This window comes from Mycolicibacterium litorale, from assembly GCF_010731695.1.
Lineage (GTDB): Bacteria > Actinomycetota > Actinomycetes > Mycobacteriales > Mycobacteriaceae > Mycobacterium > Mycobacterium litorale.
Window position 1 is genome coordinate 3097991 of sequence record NZ_AP022586.1, and the last position, 19097, is coordinate 3117087.

Here is a 19097-nt window from a genome sequence, read left to right on the forward strand (position 1 = left end):
TCCGTCACAGCGAGCCTCCGGCCAAACCGGTCGCCGATCCCCTAATCTCCGCGATGATGGCGACCTCACGGAACCTCTCGACCCGCGTTGCGGCGCTGGCCGCGGCGGTGGCGATGCTGGTCGCCCCCGCGCTGGCCGCCGCGCCGACCGCCGGTGCACAACCCGCCCCGGAGAACGCGACGTGCCCGTACCGCGTGACCACGCCGCCCGCGGTCGACGCGTCCGAGGTGCCCAAACCCGGCCAGGACCCGCCCGTCGCGCTGCCGGTGCCCAACTCCCCGCTCGGCGGGGACGCGCTGGCCGGCTGCGGCATCATCACCGCCCCCGGCGCCCCGCCCGCCCCCGGCGACGTCTCCGCCGAGGCGTGGCTGGTCGCCGACATGGACACCGGCGACGTGATCGCCGCCCGCGACCCGCACGGCAGGCACCGCCCGGCCAGCGTGATCAAAGTGCTCACCGCGGTGCAGTCGATCAAGGAACTCAACCTGGCCAAGGCGGTCCCCGGTACCCCCGAGGACGCGGCGGCCGAGGGCACGCGCGTCGGCGTCGACGTCGGCGGCCTCTACACCGTCAACGATCTGCTGCACGGGCTGCTGATGTACTCCGGCAACGACGCCGCCCACGCGTTGGCCCGCCAGCTCGGCGGTATGGACACCACGCTGCTCAAGCTCAATCAACTGGCCAGCAAGCTCGGCGGCCGCGACACCCGCGTGGCCACCCCGTCCGGACTGGACGGGCCCGGGATGAGCACGTCGGCCTACGACCTCGCGCTGTTCTACCGGTATGCCTGGCGCAACCCGACTTTCACCGAGATCGTCGCGACCCGCACCTACGACTTCCCTGGGCGCGACGGCAACCCGCCGTACCCGATCGAGAACGACGTCAAGCTGCTCTACAACTATCCGGGTGCGCTCGGCGGCAAGACCGGCTTCACCGACGACGCCGGGCAGACCTTCGTCGGCGGCGCCGAACGCGACGGGCGCCGGCTGGTGGCGGTCCTGCTGCGCGGCACCCGGCAGCCGATCGCCCCGTGGGAACAGGCCGCCCGGCTGCTCGACTACGGCTTCGGACTGCCGCAGGGCACGAAGGTCGGCACGCTGATCGAACCCGACCCCTCCCTGGACCCGCAGCCCAAGACCGCCGAGACCGAGGCCGCGGCGCAGGCGGCGGCCATCCTGCCCGCGGCCGACGCGATGCCCGTGCGGGTCGGCGTGGCGGTGATCGGCGGGATCATCGTGTTCGCGCTGATCATGGCGGCCCGCTCGCTCAACCGGCGCCCTCAGCACTGACCCACCGGCGCAGCAGCGCCTCGGCGTCACCACACATCCGGGCGATCAGGTCGGCGGCCGGGACGGCGCCGGCCACCATGCCCACACTCTGCCCCGCGTTGACCGGTGTCGGGCGGCCCGCGTCGTCGGTCAGCACCCGTTCGGGGAGGTGTTCCGGCCACGGGTAGCCGCCGGCGATGTCGAACTCGCGGGTCAGCGCCGTCGCCTCCGCCTCGGCGGACAGCAGCGCCGCCCGCGACGCCGGTGGGGTCAGCGCCTCCGGGCAGGCGGCGAAGACGGTGCCGAGCCAGGCCGCCGACGCACCCGCCGCCAGGACGGCCGCCAAACCTCTCCCCGACGCGATCCCGCCCGCGGCCAGGACCGGCACCTCGACCCGGTCGAGCACCTCGGTGAGCAACGGCAGCGTCCCGACCCGCGGTTCGCCGTGGCCGCCGCCCTCGGCGCCCCGGGCCACCAGCACGTCGACGCCGGCGTCGACCCCGCGGTGCGCGGCCTCGGTGGTGCCGACCTGGGTCGCGGTCGTCACGCCCGCGTCGTGGGCGCGCGCCACCCATTCGAAGTCGTCGCCGAAGCTCACGCTCAGCAGGGCCGGCCGGGCCGCCAACGCGGTCTCCAGCAGCCGCGGCTCGCGCCGTGTCACCCAGTGCACGAGGCCGATTCCGAAGGGACGCTCCAGATCCGAGAGCTCCCGCAGTTGGGTGGTCAACTGCTCCGCGGTGCCGGCGCTGCCCATCCCGACCATACCGAGGCCGCCTGCGCGCGAGACGGCCGCGGCGAGGCGACCCCCGGCGGCACCGCCCATGGGGGCGTTGACGATCGGCACGTCCATGCCCATCGACCGGCACCAGGGTGTCAACAGCGGCATTCGTGCGACGCTACCGCCTTGCTACCCTGGGGTTGTCACCAGTTGACACCGGACGAGCGGCACCGTACCCGGCCAGCGACAAGACGGCGCTTCGGAGGTGCATCGTGGCCTGGTTGATCTTGACGTTGTCCGGAGTTCTCGAGGCGGTGTGGGCGAGCGCGCTGAGCCGCTCGCAGGGCTTCACCCGCCTGGTGCCGTCGCTCATCTTCGTTGTGGCGATGGTGTTTTCGATGGCCGGCCTGGCGTTCGCGATGCGGGACCTGCCGCCAGGCACCAGCTACACCGTGTGGGTGGGGATCGGTGCGGTGCTGACGGTCGCGTACGCGATCGTGACCGGCGCCGAATCCGCGTCGCTGATCAAAATCCTGCTGATGCTCGGCATCGTGGCCTGCGTCATCGGCTTGAAGCTGATCACTCACTGACGCCGGCGCAGCCGCGAGAGGCCAACGGCGCCAAGCGCTCCCACCGCCGCGGCGGCCAGAGTGCCGGGTAGCCCTACGCCCTCGCGGACCTGCACCCGGGTGGTGATCTGGGCGGGGTTGGGCGGGTCCACCGGCGCGGCGAGCATGTTGTCGCGCGAGGTGGCCGCCCACGCCGTCGCGAACAGGATCAGCCGGGCGGTGATGTAGGCGAACACCATCAGGCCGAGGACGGGTCCGAACGTCGCGCCGGCGGGACCCGTCAGCACCGTCCGCAGATACAGCGACGCCACCTGTTTGAACACCTCGAAGGCGACCGCCGCCAGCAGCCCCGCCCGTACCGAACTGCGGAAGCTGATCGACTCGCGCGGTAGCCGGGCGATCATCCAGGTGAACAGCAGCCACGAGATGCCGACCGCCACGAGCATCGAGAGCGCCCGCAACCCCCAGGTGATGCCGGGCACGTTCTCGAGCCCGCCCCAAGCCAGCACGCGGGTGATCACCCCCTGGTCGCCCAGGGCGGTCAGCGCCACCGTCAGCACGATCGCGAGGAAGGCCGACAACAGAGCGACCAGATCCGACAGCTTGGTGCCGACGAACCCCCCGGTTCCGCTGCGCTGCTCCCACATCGCGCTGAGCGCCTCGCGCAGGTTCGCCATCCAGCCCAGCCCGGCCCACGCGGCGGTGGCCAGGCCGAAGATCCCGAGCGAGGTGCGCGAGTCGATCGCGGTGTTCATCAGGTCGACCACCTGCTGGCCGACGTCCCCGGAGATGGTCTGCCGGATCCGGTCCTCGATGCCCGCGAGCACATCGGGTTGTCCGGCGAGCACGAACCCGGTGACGGAGAAGCCCAGCATCAGCAGCGGGAACAGGGCGAACACCGTGAAGTAGGTGATGCCCGCGGCGTAGAAGTCGCCCTTGCTCTCCTGGTAGCGGTGCTGAGCGCGCATGACGTGGTCGAACCAGCCGTACCGGGCGCGCCACCGGTCCAGCACGCCGGGTTCGGCCGGTTCCTCCACACCAGCCTCCAGTCGCTACGCCCGCGGGGGCAGGAATCCCAGCCGGTCGTATACCCGCTGGAGCGTCTTGGCAGTCACGTCGCGGGCCCGCTCGGCGCCGGCCGCCAGCACCCCTTCGAGTTCGGCCGGATCGGCGAGCAGTTCGTCGACGCGGTTCTTCACCGGCGTGACGAACTCGACCACCGCCTCGGCGGTCTCCTTCTTCAGATCGCCGTAGCCGCGGCCCTGGTACGCCTCGACCAGTGCGTCGACGTCGGTGCCGGTGACCGCCGACTGGATGGTCAGCAGGTTCGACACCCCCGCCTTGGCCTCGCGATCGAAGCGGATCTCACGCTCGCTGTCGGTGACCGCCGAGCGGATCTTCTTCGCCGTCGCCTTCGGGTCGTCGAGCAGGCTGATCAGCCCGGCGTCGGTTCCCGCGGACTTGCTCATCTTGGCGGTCGGATCCTGCAGGTCGTAGATCTTGGCGGTGGCCTTGGGGATCATCGGCTCGGGCACCACGAACGTGTCCGGGAACCGCGCGTTGAACCGCTGCGCGACGTCGCGGGCGAGTTCGAGGTGCTGACGCTGGTCCTCGCCGACCGGCACCAGGTCGGTGTCGTAGAGCAGCACGTCGGCGGCCATCAGCACCGGATAGGTGAACAGGCCGACGGTGGTGGCGTCCGCGCCCTGCCTCTGCGACTTGTCCTTGAACTGCGTCATCCGCGAGGCCTGCCCGAATCCGGTGAAACAGCCCAGCACCCAGGCCAATTCGGCGTGCGCGGGGACATGGCTCTGCACGAAGACGGTGCTGCGCGCCGGGTCGATACCCAGCGCCAGGTACTGCGCGGCGGTGACCAGGGTGCGTCGGCGCAGCGTCTCGGGATCCTGTGGGACGGTGATCGCGTGCAGGTCGACCACGCAGAAGTAGGCGTCGTAGCCGTCCTGCAGCGCGGTCCAGTGCGTCACGGCCCCCAGCGCGTTACCCAGGTGCAGCGAATCGGAGGTGGGCTGCACACCTGAGAAGACGACACGTGGCACGGCGGGCGGGGTCTCGACCGGAGAGTTCATGATGCCCAGATCCTCCCACGTCGGCCGATCACGAGTACTCGACGGTGACGGGCGCGTGGTCCGACCAGCGCAGCGCATAGGCGTCGGCGCGTTCCACCCGGGCGACGTGGGCCCGCGGGGCCAGCGACGGGGCCGCCAACTGGTAGTCGATACGCCAGCCGGCGTCGTTGTCGAACGCCCGCCCACGCCACGACCACCAGCTGTAGGGCCCGGCGACGCCGGGGTGCAGGGCACGCACCACGTCCACCCATCCGGTGCCCAGCAGCTCGGTCAGCCACGCCCGTTCGCTGGGCAGGAAACCGGACTTCTTGAGGTTGCCCTTCCAGTTCTTGATGTCGTTCTCGGTGTGGGCGATGTTCCAGTCGCCGCAGACCACGGCGTCGGTGTCGCGGATCTCCGCCATCCGGGCCGCCAGCGCGGCCATGAACCGTTCCTTCTCGAGTTGCCGTTCGGTCTCGGCCTCCCCGGTCTGGACATACACGCTGGCCACGGTCAGCCCGCCGGTGTCGACCTCGAGGTAGCGGCCGTGTTCCCCGAATTCGTCGGACGCCATCCGGCGGTGCTCGTGGATCGCGTGCCGGGACAGCACCGCGACGCCGTTGCGGCCCTTGAGGTGCGGGCTGGCCGAGGCCAGGTGCCAGCCGTCGGCCAGTGCGGGGGCCAGCGCGTCGGCGAGCTGGTCGTCGTCAGCGCGGGTCTCCTGCAGGCACACCACGTCGGCGGTGGTCTCCTTCAGCCACGCCAGCAGCCCGAGGTTCTCCGGAGAGCGCTGTCTGACCGCGGCGCGGATGCCGTTGACGTTGACGGTGCTGACTATCACGGCGCCAGACCCTAGCCCCGCCCTCTACCGGCCTCCCTTGCGGTACCGCGGGTATCACCTTTAACCTCGGGCAGCATGACCGAACGCGCACCCATCCACGTCGGATCGGGCGAACCCGTCCTCTTGCTGCACCCGTTCATGATGTCGCAGAACGTGTGGAAGAAGGTCGCCCCGGCGATCGCCGACACCGGCCGCTACGAGGTGTACGCGCCGACGATGCCCGGCCACAACGGCGGTGTGAAGGGGCCGTTCTTCCTGGACAGCGGCTCACTGGCCGATGACGTCGAACGCCGGATGGACGCCCTGGGCTGGGAGACCGCCCACATCGTGGGCAACTCGCTGGGCGGCTGGGTGGCCTTCGAGCTGGAGCGGCGCGGCCGCGCCCGCACCCTGACCGGTATCGCACCCGCGGGCGGCTGGCGGCACTTCACGCCGGCGAAGTTCGAGATCGTCGGCAAGTTCCTCGCCGGGCTGCCGCTCTACGTCGTGGTCAAGTTGCTCGGCAACCGGGTGCTGAAGCTGCCCGTCACGCCGTATCTCACCTACCCCGCCGTGAGCGCCACGCGGGACGGCCTGTCCGACGAGGACGTCGCGGACATCATCGACGACGTCGCGCACTGCCCCGCGTACTACCAGCTGCTGGTCAAGTCATTGACGCTGCCCGGACTGCTGGACATCGCCGAGGGCAGTTGCCCGACGCACCTGGTGATCTGCGAGAAGGACCGGGTGCTGCCGCATCCGCGGTTCACCCGGCACTTCACCACCCACCTGCCGAAGGACACCCAGGTGACCCACCTCGACAACGTCGGGCACATCCCGATGTACGAGGCGCCGGAGCGGGTGGCGAACCTGATCGTCGAATTCGTCGACCGCCACGTGGCGCCGCCGCACGAGGCGCTCGGCGGCTAGCTAGTCCTCGGTCACCGGTGCGACGGTCGCGGCCTCCAACGCCTCGTTGAGGGTCTTGCTCGGCCGCATCACCGCGGTGGTCTTCTCGCGGTCCGGGTAGTAGTAGCCACCGATGTCGACCGAGTTGCCCTGCGCCTCGTTGAGTTCGGCGACGATGGTCTCCTCGTTGTCGGCCAGCGCCTTGGCCAGCGGACCGAAGTGGTCGGCGAGCTCCTGGTCGTCGGACTGCGCCGCCAACTCCTGCGCCCAGTACATCGCGAGGTAGTACTGGCTGCCGCGGTTGTCGAGCTCACCGGTCTTGCGCGAAGGACCCTTGTCGTTCTCCAGCAGTTTGCCGATGGCCGAATCCAGCGTCTTGCCCAGCAGGATCGCGCGCTTGTTGCCGGACTTGGCGCCCATGTCCTCGAAACACGCACCGAGGGCGAGGAATTCGCCGAGCGAATCCCACCGCAGGTGGTTCTCCTCGACGAGCTGGTGGACGTGCTTGGGCGCTGAACCGCCGGCCCCGGTCTCGTACAGGCCGCCGCCGGCCATCAGCGGGACGATCGAGAGCATCTTCGCGCTGGTGCCCAGCTCCAGGATCGGGAACAGGTCGGTCAGGTAGTCGCGCAGGATGTTGCCGGTGACGGCGATGGTGTCCTGCCCGCGGATCACCCGCTCGAGCGTGTACCGCATCGCCCACACCTGCGGCATGATCTGGATGTGAAGGCCCTCGGTGTCGTGGTCGGCGAGGTATTCCTTGACCTTCTTGCGCAGCTCGGCCTCGTGCGGACGCTCGGTGTCCAGCCAGAACAGCGCGGTCATCCCCGACGCGCGCGCCCGCGTGACGGCCAGCTTCACCCAGTCGCGGATCGCCGCGTCCTTCACGATCGGCATGCGCCAGATGTCGCCGGTCTCGACGTTCTGCGTCAGCAGCACCTCGCCGGTGTCGATGTCGACGATGTTCGCGACACCGTCCTCGGGGATCTCGAAGGTCTTGTCGTGGCTGCCGTACTCCTCGGCCTTCTGCGCCATCAGACCGACGTTCGGCACGGTGCCCATGGTTCTCGGGTCGAACTGGCCGTGGGTCTTACAGAAGTTGACCATCTCCTGGTAGATCCGGGAGAACGTCGACTCGGGGTTGACCGCCTTGGTGTCCTTGGTGCGGCCGTCGGCGCCGTACATCTTCCCGCCGAGCCGGATCATCGCCGGCATCGACGCGTCGACGATCACGTCGCTGGGTGAGTGGAAGTTCGTGATCCCGCGGGCCGAGTCGACCATCGCCAGCTCGGGCCGGTGCTCGTGGACGGCGTGGATGTCCTGGATGATCTCCTCGCGCTGCGAGGCGGGCAGCGATTCGATCTTGTCGTACAGGTCCGACATGCCGTTGTTGACGTTGACGCCCAGCTCGTCGAGCACCTTCTGGTGCTTGGCGAAGGCCTCCTTGTAGAACACCTTCACCGCATGGCCGAACACGATCGGGTGGCTGACCTTCATCATGGTCGCCTTGACGTGCAGCGAGAACATCACGCCGGTCTTGTAGGCGTCCTCGATCTGCTCCTCGAAGAACTCGACCAACGCTTTCTTGCTCATGTACATGCTGTCGATGACGTCGCCGGCATCGAGTTTGACCTCGGGCTTGAGCACGAGCGTCTCACCGCTCTTGGTCTCCAGCACCATCTTGACCCTGCGGTCCTTGTCGACGGTCATCGACTTCTCGCCGTGATAGAAGTCGCCGTGCTTCATGGTCGCGACGTGGGTGCGCGACGCCTGGCTCCACTCCCCCATGCTGTGCGGGTGCTTGCGGGCGTACTCCTTGACCGCCTTGGGCGCGCGCCGGTCCGAGTTGCCTTCGCGGAGAACGGGATTGACCGCACTGCCGAGGCAGTTGGCGTAGCGCCTGCGGATCTCCTTCTCCTCGTCGGTCTTGGGATCGCCGGGGTAGTCGGGCAGGTCGTAACCCTTGGCCTTGAGCTCCTTGATGGCGGCGAGCAGCTGCGGCACCGAGGCGCTGATGTTCGGCAGCTTGATGATGTTGGTGTCCGGATCCTGGGTCAGCTTGCCCAGCTCGCCGAGGTTGTCCGGTACTCGCTGCTCATCGGTCAGCCGCTCCGGGAACTCCGCCAGGATGCGCGCCGCCACGGAGATGTCGCTGGTCTTCACCGCGATGCCGGCCGGCTCCGCGAAGGTCCGGACGATCGGCAGGAAACCGTAGGTCGCCAGCAGCGGTGCCTCGTCGGTCAGCGTGTAGATGATGGTCGGCTGCTCGGCGCTCATGTGGTGTTCTCCCGGCGTCAGATCGAAGCTCCGCGTTTGTCGGATACGACGCTACCCGGCAGACACCGGCGCAGAAACCGGTCCCTGTCATCGGACCACGCGCCGGATCACGCGGTGGCAACCCCGGCGGGCGGTGAGATAAGCTTCCTGGCGGTCATGAGTGCCAGCGTCAAGCCCCGGCTCGCTGGCCGGCAACCCTCCAACCGCGGTGGGGTGCCCCGGGTGATGACCAGGTTGAGTAGCCGTGACGGCTACGCGGCAAGCGCGGGTCCGCGAGCACGGGCCCCCAGACGACAGATGGAGGTTCGTTGCACATGAGCACGCCAGAAGACCCGACGGCGAAGTGGGCGTTCGAGACCAAGCAGGTCCACGCCGGCCAGACGCCCGATACGGCCACCAGCGCCCGGGCGCTGCCGATCTACCAGACCACTTCGTACACGTTCCGCGACACCGACCACGCCGCGGCGCTGTTCGGGCTGGCCGAGACCGGCAACATCTACACCCGGATCATGAATCCGACGACCGACGTCGTCGAACAACGCATCGCCGCGCTCGAAGGTGGTGTCGCAGCGCTGTTCCTGTCCTCCGGGCAGGCCGCCGAGACGTTCGCGATCTTGAATATCGCCGGCGTCGGAGATCATGTCGTGTCCAGCCCGCGGCTCTACGGCGGCACGTACAACCTGTTCCACTACTCGCTGCCGAAGATGGGCATCGAGGTGAGCTTCGTGGAGAACCCCGACGACCTCGACTCGTGGCGGGCCGCGGTGCGCCCCAACACCAAGGCGTTCTTCGGGGAGACGATCTCCAATCCACAGATCGACATCCTCGACATCCCGTCGGTCGCGGCGGTGGCCCATGAGAACGGCGTGCCGCTGATCGTGGACAACACCATCGCCACGCCGTATCTGATCCAGCCGTTGAGCCACGGCGCCGACATCGTCGTGCACTCGGCCACCAAGTACCTCGGCGGGCACGGCAACGCGATCGCCGGGGTGATCGTCGACGGCGGCACGTTCGACTGGACCAACGGCAACTTCCCGGGCTTCACGACGCCGGATCCGAGCTACCACGGCGTGGTGTTCGCCGAACTCGGCCCGCCCGCATACGCGCTCAAAGCCCGTGTGCAGCTGCTGCGTGACCTCGGCTCGGCCGCCGCGCCGTTCAACGCGTTCCTCATCGCCCAGGGCCTCGAGACGTTGAGCCTGCGGCTGGAACGCCACGTGGCGAACGCGCAGCGGGTCGCGGAGTACCTGGCCGCACACGACGACGTCATCTCGGTGAACTACGCCGGGCTGCCCGATTCGCCGTGGTACGAGCTCGGAAAGAAGCTGGCGCCCAAGGGAACCGGTGCGGTGCTGGCCTTCGAGCTGGCCGGTGGTGTCGAGGCGGGCAAGGCGTTCGTCAACGCGCTCACCCTGCACAGCCACGTCGCGAACATCGGCGACGTGCGCTCGCTGGTGATCCATCCGGCGTCCACCACGCACGCTCAGCTCAGCCCACAGGAGCAGCTGGCCAGCGGCGTCACCCCCGGCCTGGTGCGCCTGGCCGTCGGCATCGAGGGCATCGACGACATCCTCGCCGACCTCGAGCAGGGCTTCGCCGCCGCCCGATCGATCCGCGCCGCATCCGCCGATGCGCAGACGGTCTGAACGCGGAGAGACCGCAGTGACGATTTCCGACGTGCCCATCACCACGCTGCCGGCCGAAGGCGAGGTCGGCGTCGTCGACATCGGCCCGCTCACGCTGGAGAGCGGTGTGGTGCTCGACGACGTGTCGATCGCCGTCCAGCGCTGGGGCGAGCTGTCCCCCACCCGCGACAACGTGGTGATGGTCCTGCATGCGCTGACCGGTGACTCGCACATCACCGGCCCCGCCGGCCCAGATCACCCCACCCCCGGCTGGTGGGACGGCGTCGCGGGACCGGGCGCCCCGATCGACACCGACCGCTGGTGCGCCGTGTCGACCAACGTGCTCGGCGGCTGCCGCGGATCGACCGGACCGGCGTCGATCGCCCCCGACGGCAGGCCGTGGGGATCCCGCTTCCCCACCGTGACGATCCGCGACCAGGTGGCCGCCGACCTCGCCGCGCTCGAGGCGCTCGGCATCACACAGGTCGCGGCCGTGGTGGGCGGTTCCATGGGCGGCGCGCGGGCGCTGGAGTGGATCGTCGGGCATCCCGACACCGTCCGCTCCGCGCTGATCCTCGCGGTCGGCGCCCGGGCCACCGCCGACCAGATCGGCACGCAGAGCACCCAGGTCGCGGCGATCAAAGCCGATCCGGACTGGTGCGGCGGCGACTACCACGACACCGGGCGCGCCCCGGTCACCGGACTCGGCATCGCCCGCCGTTTCGCGCACCTGACCTACCGCGGCGAGCTCGAACTCGACGACCGGTTCGGCAACGACGCCCAGGGCGACGAGAACCCGACGACGGGCGGCCGGTACGCCGTGCAGAGTTACCTCGAGTACCAGGGCGCGAAGCTGGTCGAGCGGTTCGACGCGGGCACCTACGTGGCGCTCACCGATGCACTGTCGAGCCATGACGTCGGCCGCGGCCGTGGCGGCGTGCGCACGGCGCTGCGGAATTGCCGGGTGCCGGCGATCGTCGGCGGCATCACCTCCGACCGGCTCTACCCCCTGCGGTTGCAGGCGGAGCTGGCCGAGCTGCTGCCCGGCTGCACCGGCCTGGAGGTGGTCGATTCGGTGTACGGCCACGACGGCTTCCTGGTCGAGACCGAGGCCGTCGGCAAGCTGATCCGGCGCACCCTGGAGCTGGCGGCGCGGTGACCGACCCGTCACTGTCGTTCGGCGCCCAGGCCGCGGCATATGAACGGGGTAGGCCGTCGTATCCGCCGGAGGCGATCGACTGGCTGCTGCCCCGCGGTGCGCACACCGTCCTCGATCTGGGCGCGGGGACCGGCAAGCTGACCACGCGGCTGGTCGAACGCGGTCTAGACGTCATCGCCGTGGACCCGATCCCGGAGATGCTCGAGGTGCTGACCGGCGCGCTGCCCGAGACCCCGGCGCTGCTGGGTACGGCCGAAGAGATCCCGCTGGCCGACGACAGCGTCGACGGGGTGCTCGTCGCCCAGGCCTGGCACTGGTTCGACCCCGAACGCGCCGTCAAGGAGGTCACCAGGGTGCTACGCCCGGGTGGGCGGCTCGGATTGGTGTGGAACACCCGCGACGAGCGGATGGGCTGGGTCAAGGATCTCGGCCACATCATCGGCCACGAGAACGATCCGTTCACCAACGAGGTGTCGCTGCCCGGCCCGTTCACCGACATCCAGCGCCATCACGTCGAGTGGACGAGTTATCTGACGCCGCAGGCACTGATCGATCTGGTGGCGTCGCGCAGCTACTGCATCACCTCCCCGGCCGAGGTGCGTACCCGCACGCTCGACCGGGTGCGCGAACTGCTCGCCACCCATCCGGCGCTGGTGAACACGACCGGTCTCGCGCTGCCGTACGTGACGGTGTGCATCCGCGCGACAATGGCCTGACCGGCCGCCTACCCCTGCGTGGTGGTGAGCCGGCGCAACTGCGCCGACGCGACCGAGACGACGGCCAGGTCGGGCTCGTCGGTGTCGAGAAACTCCGCCATGGTGCGCTTGATGCGTTCGAGGCGCGGCCGGTTGTAGGCCTCGAATTCGTCGACCACGCTGACGTCGTCGGTGACCGGGTAGACGCGCCTGCTGACGTCGAGTGTCAGACCGCGCAGTGAGCGGTACAGGTCCTCCCGCATCGCCAGCCGGGCGAGCGAATGCCAACGGCCGCCCCGCGGCAGCGACGACACGGCCAGCAGGAGCGTGTCCACGCCGAGGTGGTCGGACAGTTCGAAGTAGATGTGGGCCAGTTTGGTGGCGTCCTCGTCGTGCAGGTGCGCCATGTCGATGATGTCGAGAAGGCTGAATGCGTACAGGGATTCGCTGATCGCACCGGCGACCGCGGACGGCACGCCCTGATCGACCAGCTCACGGTGCGCGTGGGTCACCGCGGCCAGCTCGTTACCACGCAGCATCGCCGCGAGCTTGCCGCGCAACGTCGCGACGTGGTGGGCGAACCGGGTGATCTCCTCGTCGATCTGCAGCGGCGCCGGGCGGTTGAGCAGGAACCACCGCGACGCCCGATCGAGGAGCCTGCGGCCCTCGATGATCAGCGCGTTGGTCAGCGCGGGCGGCAACCCGGCGCCGTAGATGTCCGCCCACAGCGTGTCGAGGTCGAACACCTCCGACACGATCGCGTGCGCCCGCACGATATCGCTCGTCGTCGCGCCGGTCTCCTCGGCGAGCCGGAACGCGAACGTGAGCCCCGACGTGGCCAGCACGTGGTTCACGATCGTGGTCGCCAGGATCTCGCGCCGCAGTGGGTGTTCGGGCAGCGATTCGCCGAGCCGGCGCCGCATGGTGGCCGGGAAGTACCGCCGCAGCATCTCGCCGAAATGCGGGTCGTCGAATTCGTCGTCGGCGAGCAGATCCGCCTTCAGGTCGAGTTTGACGTGCGCCATCAGCGTCGCCAGCTGCGGGCGGGTGAGGCCGGCGCCGGACTTCAGGAGGTCGGCGAATTCGGCTGCGCTGGGCAGGATTTCACGCTTTCGGTGCAAGCCGCGCCGTCGTTCGAGCGCGGTCGTCATCCGCGCGTGCACGCCCGCCATCTGGCCGGCGTTGAACTGCGCGTCGCCGAGCAGGCGGTTGTGGGCCCGGTTGTTGGCGAGGACGAGCGCCGCCACCTCGTCGGTCATCTCCGCCAGCAGGCCGTTGCGGGCGCTGCGGGGCAGCATGTCGGCGCGGACGGCCGCATCGAGCATGACCTTGATGTTGACCTCGTGGTCGGAGCAGTCGACGCCGGCCGCATTGTCGATGGCGTCGGTGTTGACGTAGCCGCCCCGGCGGGCGAATTCGACTCGGCCGCGCGGCGATACGCCCAGATTGCCGCCCTCGACGATGACCCGCGCGCGCACCTGATCGGCATCCACGCGCAGACCGTCGTTGACCTTGTCGGCGACGTCGGCGTGCTGTTCGTCGCCGGCCTTGACGTAGGTGCCGACCCCACCGTTGAAGATCAGATCGACCGGGGCACGCAGGATGTGGCTGATGAGTTCGTTCGGGGTCAGGGTGGCGGACTGATCGGTGATGTCCAGGGCGGCGCGCATCTGCGCCGAGACCACGATGGTCTTGGCGGTGCGCGGCCACACTCCGCCGCCATCGCTGATCAGCGCCCGGTCGTAGTCGTCCCAGGAGGACCGGGGCAGGTCGAACAGCCGCCGGCGCTCACGGTGTGCGGGGTCGCCCGACGGGTCGGGATCGACGAAGATGTGCCGGTGGTCGAATGCCGCCACCAACCTGATGCCGCGGCGCAGCAGCATCCCGTTGCCGAACACGTCCCCGCTCATGTCACCGATGCCGACGACGCGGAATTCGCCACGCTCCGCGTCGATGCCCAGCGCGTCGAGATGGCTGTCAGCGCTGACCCATGCGCCGCGCGCGGTGATCCCCATCGCCTTGTGGTCGTAGCCCGACGACCCGCCGGAGGCGAACGCGTCGCCCAGCCAGTAGCCACGGTCGAGCGCGACGGCGTTGGCGGTGTCGGAGAACGTCGCGGTCCCCTTGTCGGCCGCGACCACGAGGTAGGCGTCGGTGTCGTCGTGGCAGACCACGCCGCTGCGTGGCGGCGCGGCGCCGGGGGCGGTGCTGTCGACGACGTCGAGCAGAGCCGACACGAACTGCTGGTAGCAGCGCAGGCCGCGGGTGCGCGCGGCGCTGGGGTCGGTACCCGCGGACGGCCTGACGACGAAGACACCCTTGGCGCCGACGGGGACGATGACGGCGTTCTTCACCGCCTGCGCCTTGACCAGGCCGAGCACCTCGGTGCGGTAGTCGTCGTGACGGTCCGACCAGCGCAGGCCGCCCCGGGCCACCAAGCCGAAGCGCAGGTGCACACCCTCGAAGTCCGGTGAGTAGACGAAGATCTCCGACAGCGGACGCGGCTGGGGCAGCTCGTCGACGTCCTGCGCGCGCAGCTTGTGGACCAGGTACGGCGCCGCCGCGCTCAGCGCTTCGGGCGCGAAGGCGTTCGTGCGCACGGTCGCGGCGATGAGGCTGCGGTAGGCGCGCAGGATCCGGTCGGCGTCGATGTGCACCACGCGGTCGATCTGTGCCGCGAGCTCGTCGTCGGCGGCCGCGATGTCGGCCTGGCGCCGCGGATCGTGCGCGGCGCGGTCGCCGCGGCCGAAACGCGCTTCGAACAGCTCCACGACCGCGCGGGTGGCCGCCGGATTCTCCAGCAGCACGCTCTGGATGCGGTTCTGCCCGTACGGCATCGGCGACTGGAGGAGGTAGCGGCTGTAGCTGCGCAGCACACAGACCTGTCGCCAGGTCAGCCCCGCCGACGGTACGAGGGCGTTGACGTTGTCGGCCTCCGCGCGTCCGGCCCAGATCGCGTGGAATGTGTCCCGGATCCGCCGGTCGGTCTGGTCCCAGTCTCTGGCCAGGCCCGCGGCGGCGTCGGCACCGGTCTGCAACATGAGGTCGTAGAGATGGCAGGAGGCACCGTCCGCACGCGTCCACGACGTGGTGTGCTCGTGCAGGACCTCCAGGTCCATGCTCTGCAGCGCGGGGAGCATGCGCCGCAGCGGCACGGGCGCCACGGCGGCGAGGACGAACCGCAACCGGCCGTCGTCGCCGGTGCGAGCGAGCGCCACCGCGATGTCGTCGCCGCTGAGCTCCCGCACCGCGGCGGGGTCCAACAGCGACTCCGCGGGGACGCGGGTGCTCGAGTTCTCGGCGTGCCGGTCTGCGTTCGCACTCACGGATTCGGTCCTCTCGGTCATGGGGCCGCCGCGAATCCGGTTGTCCCCATGAGGAGTTGGTCCGTGTACCGGTCGCGACGCTGCCCCCCGCCCATGAGTCTGTCGCGACGCGGACCCGTTCGTCGGTGTCACTCAGTCACCGATCACCACCGTCTGCTTACAGTGTGTAAAGGCGGGCAGGAGCCGCCGACGCGCGGCCGGTCAGCCGCCGGTGCCGAACCACCGGCGCAGCGCGGCGGACAACCCGTCGCCGTCACCGTCGAAACCGTCTGTCGCCCAGACGATGTAGCCGTCGGGGCGGATGAGCGTCGCGACGGGCCCAGCCGCCACGGTGGCCTCGACGCAGTCGATGCGCTGCGCCCACGCGCCCGCGACACGGGCCGCCGCACCGCCGGAGCCGTCGAGCAGCACCGGGCGCCCGGCGTGCAGGAGTTCGGCGACCCGGCGGCCATCGGCCAGCGTCCACTCGGGCACGAGCCGCCCCGACAGCGGATGGTCGTCGCCGGTGTCGTAGCGGACGTCGGAGCCGGCGAGCAGGTGCGCCACGTGAGCGGCGGCGCTCGGTAGCTGCAGCAGTTCGGCGAACAATCCGCGCAGCGCGCCGACCTCGGGGCCGGGGCCGAACAATGCGGTCTGCGACATCGAGTGCATCATCACCCGCAGGCCGGCCGGGTGGCGCTCGTCGTGGTAGGTGTCGAGCAGGTTGGCCGGTGCCCAGCCGCTGACGGCCGCGGCCAGTTTCCAGCCGAGGTTCATCGCATCCTGCAGGCCCAGATTGAGGCCGGGGCCACCCATCGCCGAATGCACGTGCGCCGAATCCCCTACCAGGAAGACGTTTCCGGCACGGTAGCGGTCGGCCTGCCGGGTGTTCTGCCCGGCGATGCGGCGCAGCGCGTGCGGTCCGTCGCCGGCCGGCGGGCCGAAGGGCAGTTCGGCCCCGAGCACCCGCCGCGTGCTGTGGCGCAGTTCGTCCAGCGTCATGGGGTGCGCGTCGTCGATCTCCCCACCGAACTCGATGGTGCCGACCATCGGACGGCCGGGCTCCAGTTCGGCGAAGATGAACCCGCCGTCGTCGAGGCGGTGGTGTCCCCACGGCAGACGCCCGATACCGGGCACGTCGAGACCCCCGTCGTCCGAGCGGATTTCATCGGATATCTCCACGTGGGCGAGCCGGGCGACGGTGTTCGAGGTGTGGCCCGGGAACCCGATGCCGGCGAGTTTGCGCACGCCGCTGCGCCCGCCGTCGGCACCGACCAGGTAGGCCGCGTCGAGCGCGACGTCACCCTCGGCCGTTGATGCGGTCACCGCGACACCGTCGGGCGTCGTCCGCACACCGGTCAGCTCGTGGCCCCAGCGGACGTCGACGCCCAGCTCGCGGGCGTGGTCGGCGAGCAGCCGGACGAGCCGCGGTTGCTGGATCATCAGCGCGTACATCGGGTTGTCCCGCATACCGGTCAGCGGTACGCGCAATCCGCTGAACATCCACTGGTCCATCGGTTTCGGCGGTTCCGCGGCACCACTGAACGCCTCGTACAGTCCGCGCATGTCGAGCATGCGGACCACCTGACCGATCAGGCCGTTGGCTTTCGGTTCGTCGCTGGGCGCAGGCAGGCGCTCGAGCACCACGGGCCGGACGCCGGCCAGCGCGAGTTCGCACGCCACCATGAGCCCGGTCGGACCCGCACCGGAGATCACGACGGGAGTCTCGGACATCGGCATCACCTTTCGGGCAGTCCCGCGGCGACCTCGGCAAGGCCCCGGCGGAGCAGGTCGGCGTAGGCGACGGGCGGATCGGCGTTGGCGTAGACCTCGATCGCGACCTCCCCCACCGCCCGGATCACCCCGGCGACCAGCCGCGGATACATGTCGCGCCCCGGATCGGTGCCGGTGCGTTCGGCGATCGCGTCGACCCAGTCGGCGAAGAGGTCCTTGGTCAGCGCGGCCCGCAGATCGCGGGCGGACAGCAGCTCCCGGATGACAGCCACCTCCCCGGCGGTCGGGGCGACGTTCATCGCACCCTCGGCCTGCAGCGGCGCGAGCATCGCCTCGGTCACCGCAGACCACAGCGGTTCCTCGGCGGGCCGCTGCCGGAATGCTGCGAGGCTCTGGCGCATCCGGTCGACCTGCCGGAACGCGATCGCCTCGTATTTGCCGGTGAAGTAGTTGTTGAAGGTCCGCAGCGACACGCCGGCCCGGTTCGCGATCTCCTCCCGGGTGATGTTGTCCAGCCCCCGCTCCAGTGCGAGTGCGAGCGCGGCGTCGCTCAGCGCCCAGCGGGTGCCCAGCTTCTTGCGCTCACGCAGACCGAGGGGAGCGTTCATGCGGCGAGGTTAGCTCGAACTTGCACGCTAGGCAAGATTGCCCACCGTGCAACTTGTGACGGGCGCCGAGCGCACGGTTGTTGACCGCCCTTCTCGGGCGATGCGTACACCAACCGTGCGGTCGGCGGGTGGGCTAGCTCGTCCCGAGCGGATCGATGGTCCAGGCCACGTAGAGCATCGTCGCGCTGACCGTCGCGGTGGTGACGAAGTCGACGCCCTTGCTGCGCACCGCGAGCAGTCCGGCGCGCTCGTCACTCAGTGAAATTCGCAGTGCCGCAGCGACTCCGACACCGACGGCGAGGACGAGTGCGCCGCGGCGCCAGTAGCCGGCGACCACGAGGCCGAACGCCGCCACGACGATCAGGCCGACCACCAGGATCGGCCACTGTCCCGCGAAGACCTTGCGGGCGAAGTCTTTGACGGTCATCGGCTCTTCGCGCAAGCGCTCATCGCGGCGTCATCCGCGGGCGAGAGCCTCGGCGCGCTCGACGACGTTGGTCAGCAGGAACGCCCGGGTCAGCGGTCCGACACCACCCGGATTCGGCGACACGTGCCCGGCCACGTCCCACACGTCGGGTGCGACGTCACCGACCAGCTTTCCCTCGTCGTCCCGGCTGACCCCGACGTCGACGACCGCGGAACCGGGCCGGACCATCTCGGCGGTCACCATGTGCGGGACGCCCGCCGCGGCGATGATGATGTCGGCTTCGCGGGTGAACTCCGGCAGATGCCGGGTTGCGGTGTGGCACAACGTGACCGTGGCGTTCTCCGAACGGCGGGTCAGCAGCAGCCCCAGCGGCCGACCGACCGTGACACCGCGGCCGATCACCACCACGTGCGCGCCGGCGATCTCGACCTCGAAGCGGCGCAGCAGGTGCACGATCCCGCGGGGCGTACACGGAAGCGGGGCGGGCTCGTTGAGCACGAGCCGGCCCAGGTTGGTCGGGTGCAGACCGTCGGCGTCCTTACCGGGGTCGATGCGCTCGAGCGCCGCGTTCTCGTCGAGGTGCTTGGGCAGCGGCAGCTGCACGATGTATCCGGTGCAGTCCGGATTCGCGTTGAGCTCGTCGATGGTGGCGTCGAGTTCGTCCTGGCTGATGTCGGCGGGCAGATCGCGGCGGATCGACGTGATGCCGACCTTCGCGCAGTCGGCGTGCTTACCGCGCACATACGCCTGCGAGCCCGGGTCGTCACCGACCAGCACGGTGCCCAGGCCCGGGGTGCGCCCCTGTGCGGTGAGCGCGGCCACCCGGTCCTTGAGATCGACGAAGATCTCGTCGCGCGTGGCTTTTCCGTCGAGAGTTATCGCACCCACATCGGACATTGTGACAGCTCACTGTG

General features: G+C 69.8%; 16 protein-coding genes and 2 riboswitches. Of the genes, 6 read left to right on the forward strand and 10 right to left on the reverse strand.

Annotation, left to right across the window (positions count from 1 at the left end):
- Positions 1–56: 56 nt before the first annotated feature.
- Positions 57–1289 carry a D-alanyl-D-alanine carboxypeptidase family protein gene (locus G6N30_RS14705; RefSeq protein ID WP_134053979.1) on the forward strand — a complete coding sequence of 411 codons (1233 nt, stop codon included), beginning with the start codon at positions 57–59 and terminating at the stop codon, positions 1287–1289.
- On the opposite strand, the gene G6N30_RS14710 is transcribed toward G6N30_RS14705, so the two are convergent.
- Positions 1267–2154, reverse strand: coding sequence for an NAD(P)H-dependent flavin oxidoreductase (locus G6N30_RS14710; protein ID WP_134053981.1), 888 nt, complete (start codon positions 2152–2154; stop codon positions 1267–1269). The genes G6N30_RS14705 and G6N30_RS14710 overlap by 23 nt on opposite strands.
- 29 nt (positions 2155–2183) lie before the next feature.
- A riboswitch (guanidine-III (ykkC-III) riboswitch) is annotated at positions 2184–2247 on the forward strand.
- Positions 2248–2258: 11 nt separating this feature from the next.
- On the opposite strand from G6N30_RS14710, the gene G6N30_RS14715 reads away from it, so the two are divergent.
- Positions 2259–2576: a DMT family transporter gene (locus G6N30_RS14715; protein ID WP_134053983.1), complete on the forward strand. Its 318-nt coding sequence runs from the start codon at positions 2259–2261 to the stop codon at positions 2574–2576.
- On the opposite strand, the gene yhjD is transcribed toward G6N30_RS14715, so the two are convergent.
- From yhjD to G6N30_RS14730, 3 genes are read right to left on the reverse strand one after another with little or no spacing between them, the layout of a single operon-like run.
- Positions 2570–3592, reverse strand: a complete 1023-nt coding sequence (yhjD, locus tag G6N30_RS14720) for an inner membrane protein YhjD (protein WP_134053985.1) — start codon at positions 3590–3592, stop codon at positions 2570–2572. The genes G6N30_RS14715 and yhjD overlap by 7 nt on opposite strands.
- A gap of 15 nt (positions 3593–3607) precedes the next feature.
- Entirely contained in the window at positions 3608–4642 is a 1035-nt protein-coding gene (trpS, locus tag G6N30_RS14725) for a tryptophan--tRNA ligase (RefSeq protein ID WP_134053987.1), read from the reverse strand.
- Between the two features lie 28 nt (positions 4643–4670).
- The gene (locus tag G6N30_RS14730; RefSeq protein WP_134053989.1) at positions 4671–5462 is read right to left on the reverse strand and encodes an exodeoxyribonuclease III; all 792 of its coding nucleotides are present in this window, start codon (positions 5460–5462) and stop codon (positions 4671–4673) included.
- Positions 5463–5537: 75 nt separating this feature from the next.
- Between G6N30_RS14730 and G6N30_RS14735 the strand changes: the two genes are divergently transcribed.
- A complete protein-coding gene (locus G6N30_RS14735) occupies positions 5538–6371 on the forward strand; it encodes an epoxide hydrolase EphH (RefSeq protein WP_134053991.1) in 834 nt (277 codons plus the stop codon).
- Here G6N30_RS14735 and G6N30_RS14740 read toward each other — a convergent pair whose 3' ends face one another.
- Positions 6372–8627, reverse strand: a complete 2256-nt coding sequence (locus G6N30_RS14740) for an NADP-dependent isocitrate dehydrogenase (protein WP_134053993.1) — start codon at positions 8625–8627, stop codon at positions 6372–6374.
- A 152-nt stretch (positions 8628–8779) separates the two neighbouring features.
- A riboswitch (SAM riboswitch) is annotated at positions 8780–8898 on the forward strand.
- A 43-nt stretch (positions 8899–8941) separates the two neighbouring features.
- Between G6N30_RS14740 and G6N30_RS14745 the strand changes: the two genes are divergently transcribed.
- From G6N30_RS14745 to G6N30_RS14755, 3 genes are read left to right on the forward strand one after another with little or no spacing between them, the layout of a single operon-like run.
- Complete coding sequence (locus G6N30_RS14745; protein ID WP_134053995.1) at positions 8942–10276, forward strand: bifunctional o-acetylhomoserine/o-acetylserine sulfhydrylase; 1335 nt, start codon at positions 8942–8944, stop codon at positions 10274–10276.
- Entirely contained in the window at positions 10260–11414 is a 1155-nt protein-coding gene (gene metX, locus G6N30_RS14750; protein WP_276026773.1) for a homoserine O-acetyltransferase MetX, read from the forward strand. Before G6N30_RS14745 ends, metX begins: the two co-directional genes overlap by 17 nt.
- Positions 11411–12130, forward strand: a complete 720-nt coding sequence (locus G6N30_RS14755) for a class I SAM-dependent methyltransferase (protein WP_134053999.1) — start codon at positions 11411–11413, stop codon at positions 12128–12130. Before metX ends, G6N30_RS14755 begins: the two co-directional genes overlap by 4 nt.
- Positions 12131–12138: 8 nt before the next feature.
- Here G6N30_RS14755 and G6N30_RS14760 read toward each other — a convergent pair whose 3' ends face one another.
- From G6N30_RS14760 to G6N30_RS14780, 5 genes are all read right to left on the reverse strand, one after another.
- Entirely contained in the window at positions 12139–15456 is a 3318-nt protein-coding gene (locus G6N30_RS14760) for an NAD-glutamate dehydrogenase domain-containing protein (RefSeq protein ID WP_134054001.1), read from the reverse strand.
- A 180-nt stretch (positions 15457–15636) separates the two neighbouring features.
- Positions 15637–17154 carry an FAD-dependent monooxygenase gene (locus tag G6N30_RS14765; protein WP_407664655.1) on the reverse strand — a complete coding sequence of 506 codons (1518 nt, stop codon included), beginning with the start codon at positions 17152–17154 and terminating at the stop codon, positions 15637–15639.
- Positions 17154–17756: a TetR family transcriptional regulator gene (locus G6N30_RS14770; RefSeq protein ID WP_134054005.1), complete on the reverse strand. Its 603-nt coding sequence runs from the start codon at positions 17754–17756 to the stop codon at positions 17154–17156. Before G6N30_RS14770 ends, G6N30_RS14765 begins: the two co-directional genes overlap by 1 nt.
- Before the next feature lie 133 nt (positions 17757–17889).
- Positions 17890–18183, reverse strand: coding sequence for a DUF3017 domain-containing protein (locus tag G6N30_RS14775; protein WP_134054007.1), 294 nt, complete (start codon positions 18181–18183; stop codon positions 17890–17892).
- Between the two features lie 30 nt (positions 18184–18213).
- Positions 18214–19071, reverse strand: a complete 858-nt coding sequence (locus G6N30_RS14780) for a bifunctional methylenetetrahydrofolate dehydrogenase/methenyltetrahydrofolate cyclohydrolase (protein WP_179965636.1) — start codon at positions 19069–19071, stop codon at positions 18214–18216.
- Between the last annotated feature and the right edge of the window lie 26 nt (positions 19072–19097).

Excerpts from the sequence above, each read along its gene's own strand:
- G6N30_RS14740 (WP_134053993.1), bottom strand. The coding sequence starts at position 8,627 with ATGAGCGCCGAGCAGCCGACCATCATCTACACGCTGACCGACGAGGCA.
- metX (WP_276026773.1), top strand. The coding sequence starts at position 10,260 with ATGCGCAGACGGTCTGAACGCGGAGAGACCGCAGTGACGATTTCCGAC.
- G6N30_RS14775 (WP_134054007.1), bottom strand. The coding sequence starts at position 18,183 with ATGACCGTCAAAGACTTCGCCCGCAAGGTCTTCGCGGGACAGTGGCCG.
- trpS (WP_134053987.1), bottom strand. The coding sequence starts at position 4,642 with ATGAACTCTCCGGTCGAGACCCCGCCCGCCGTGCCACGTGTCGTCTTC.
- G6N30_RS14760 (WP_134054001.1), bottom strand. The coding sequence starts at position 15,456 with ATGACCGAGAGGACCGAATCCGTGAGTGCGAACGCAGACCGGCACGCC.
- G6N30_RS14710 (WP_134053981.1), bottom strand. The coding sequence starts at position 2,154 with ATGCCGCTGTTGACACCCTGGTGCCGGTCGATGGGCATGGACGTGCCG.
- G6N30_RS14765 (WP_407664655.1), bottom strand. The coding sequence starts at position 17,154 with ATGCCGATGTCCGAGACTCCCGTCGTGATCTCCGGTGCGGGTCCGACC.
- G6N30_RS14770 (WP_134054005.1), bottom strand. The coding sequence starts at position 17,756 with ATGAACGCTCCCCTCGGTCTGCGTGAGCGCAAGAAGCTGGGCACCCGC.
- G6N30_RS14735 (WP_134053991.1), top strand. The coding sequence starts at position 5,538 with ATGACCGAACGCGCACCCATCCACGTCGGATCGGGCGAACCCGTCCTC.
- G6N30_RS14745 (WP_134053995.1), top strand. The coding sequence starts at position 8,942 with ATGAGCACGCCAGAAGACCCGACGGCGAAGTGGGCGTTCGAGACCAAG.
- G6N30_RS14705 (WP_134053979.1), top strand. The coding sequence starts at position 57 with ATGGCGACCTCACGGAACCTCTCGACCCGCGTTGCGGCGCTGGCCGCG.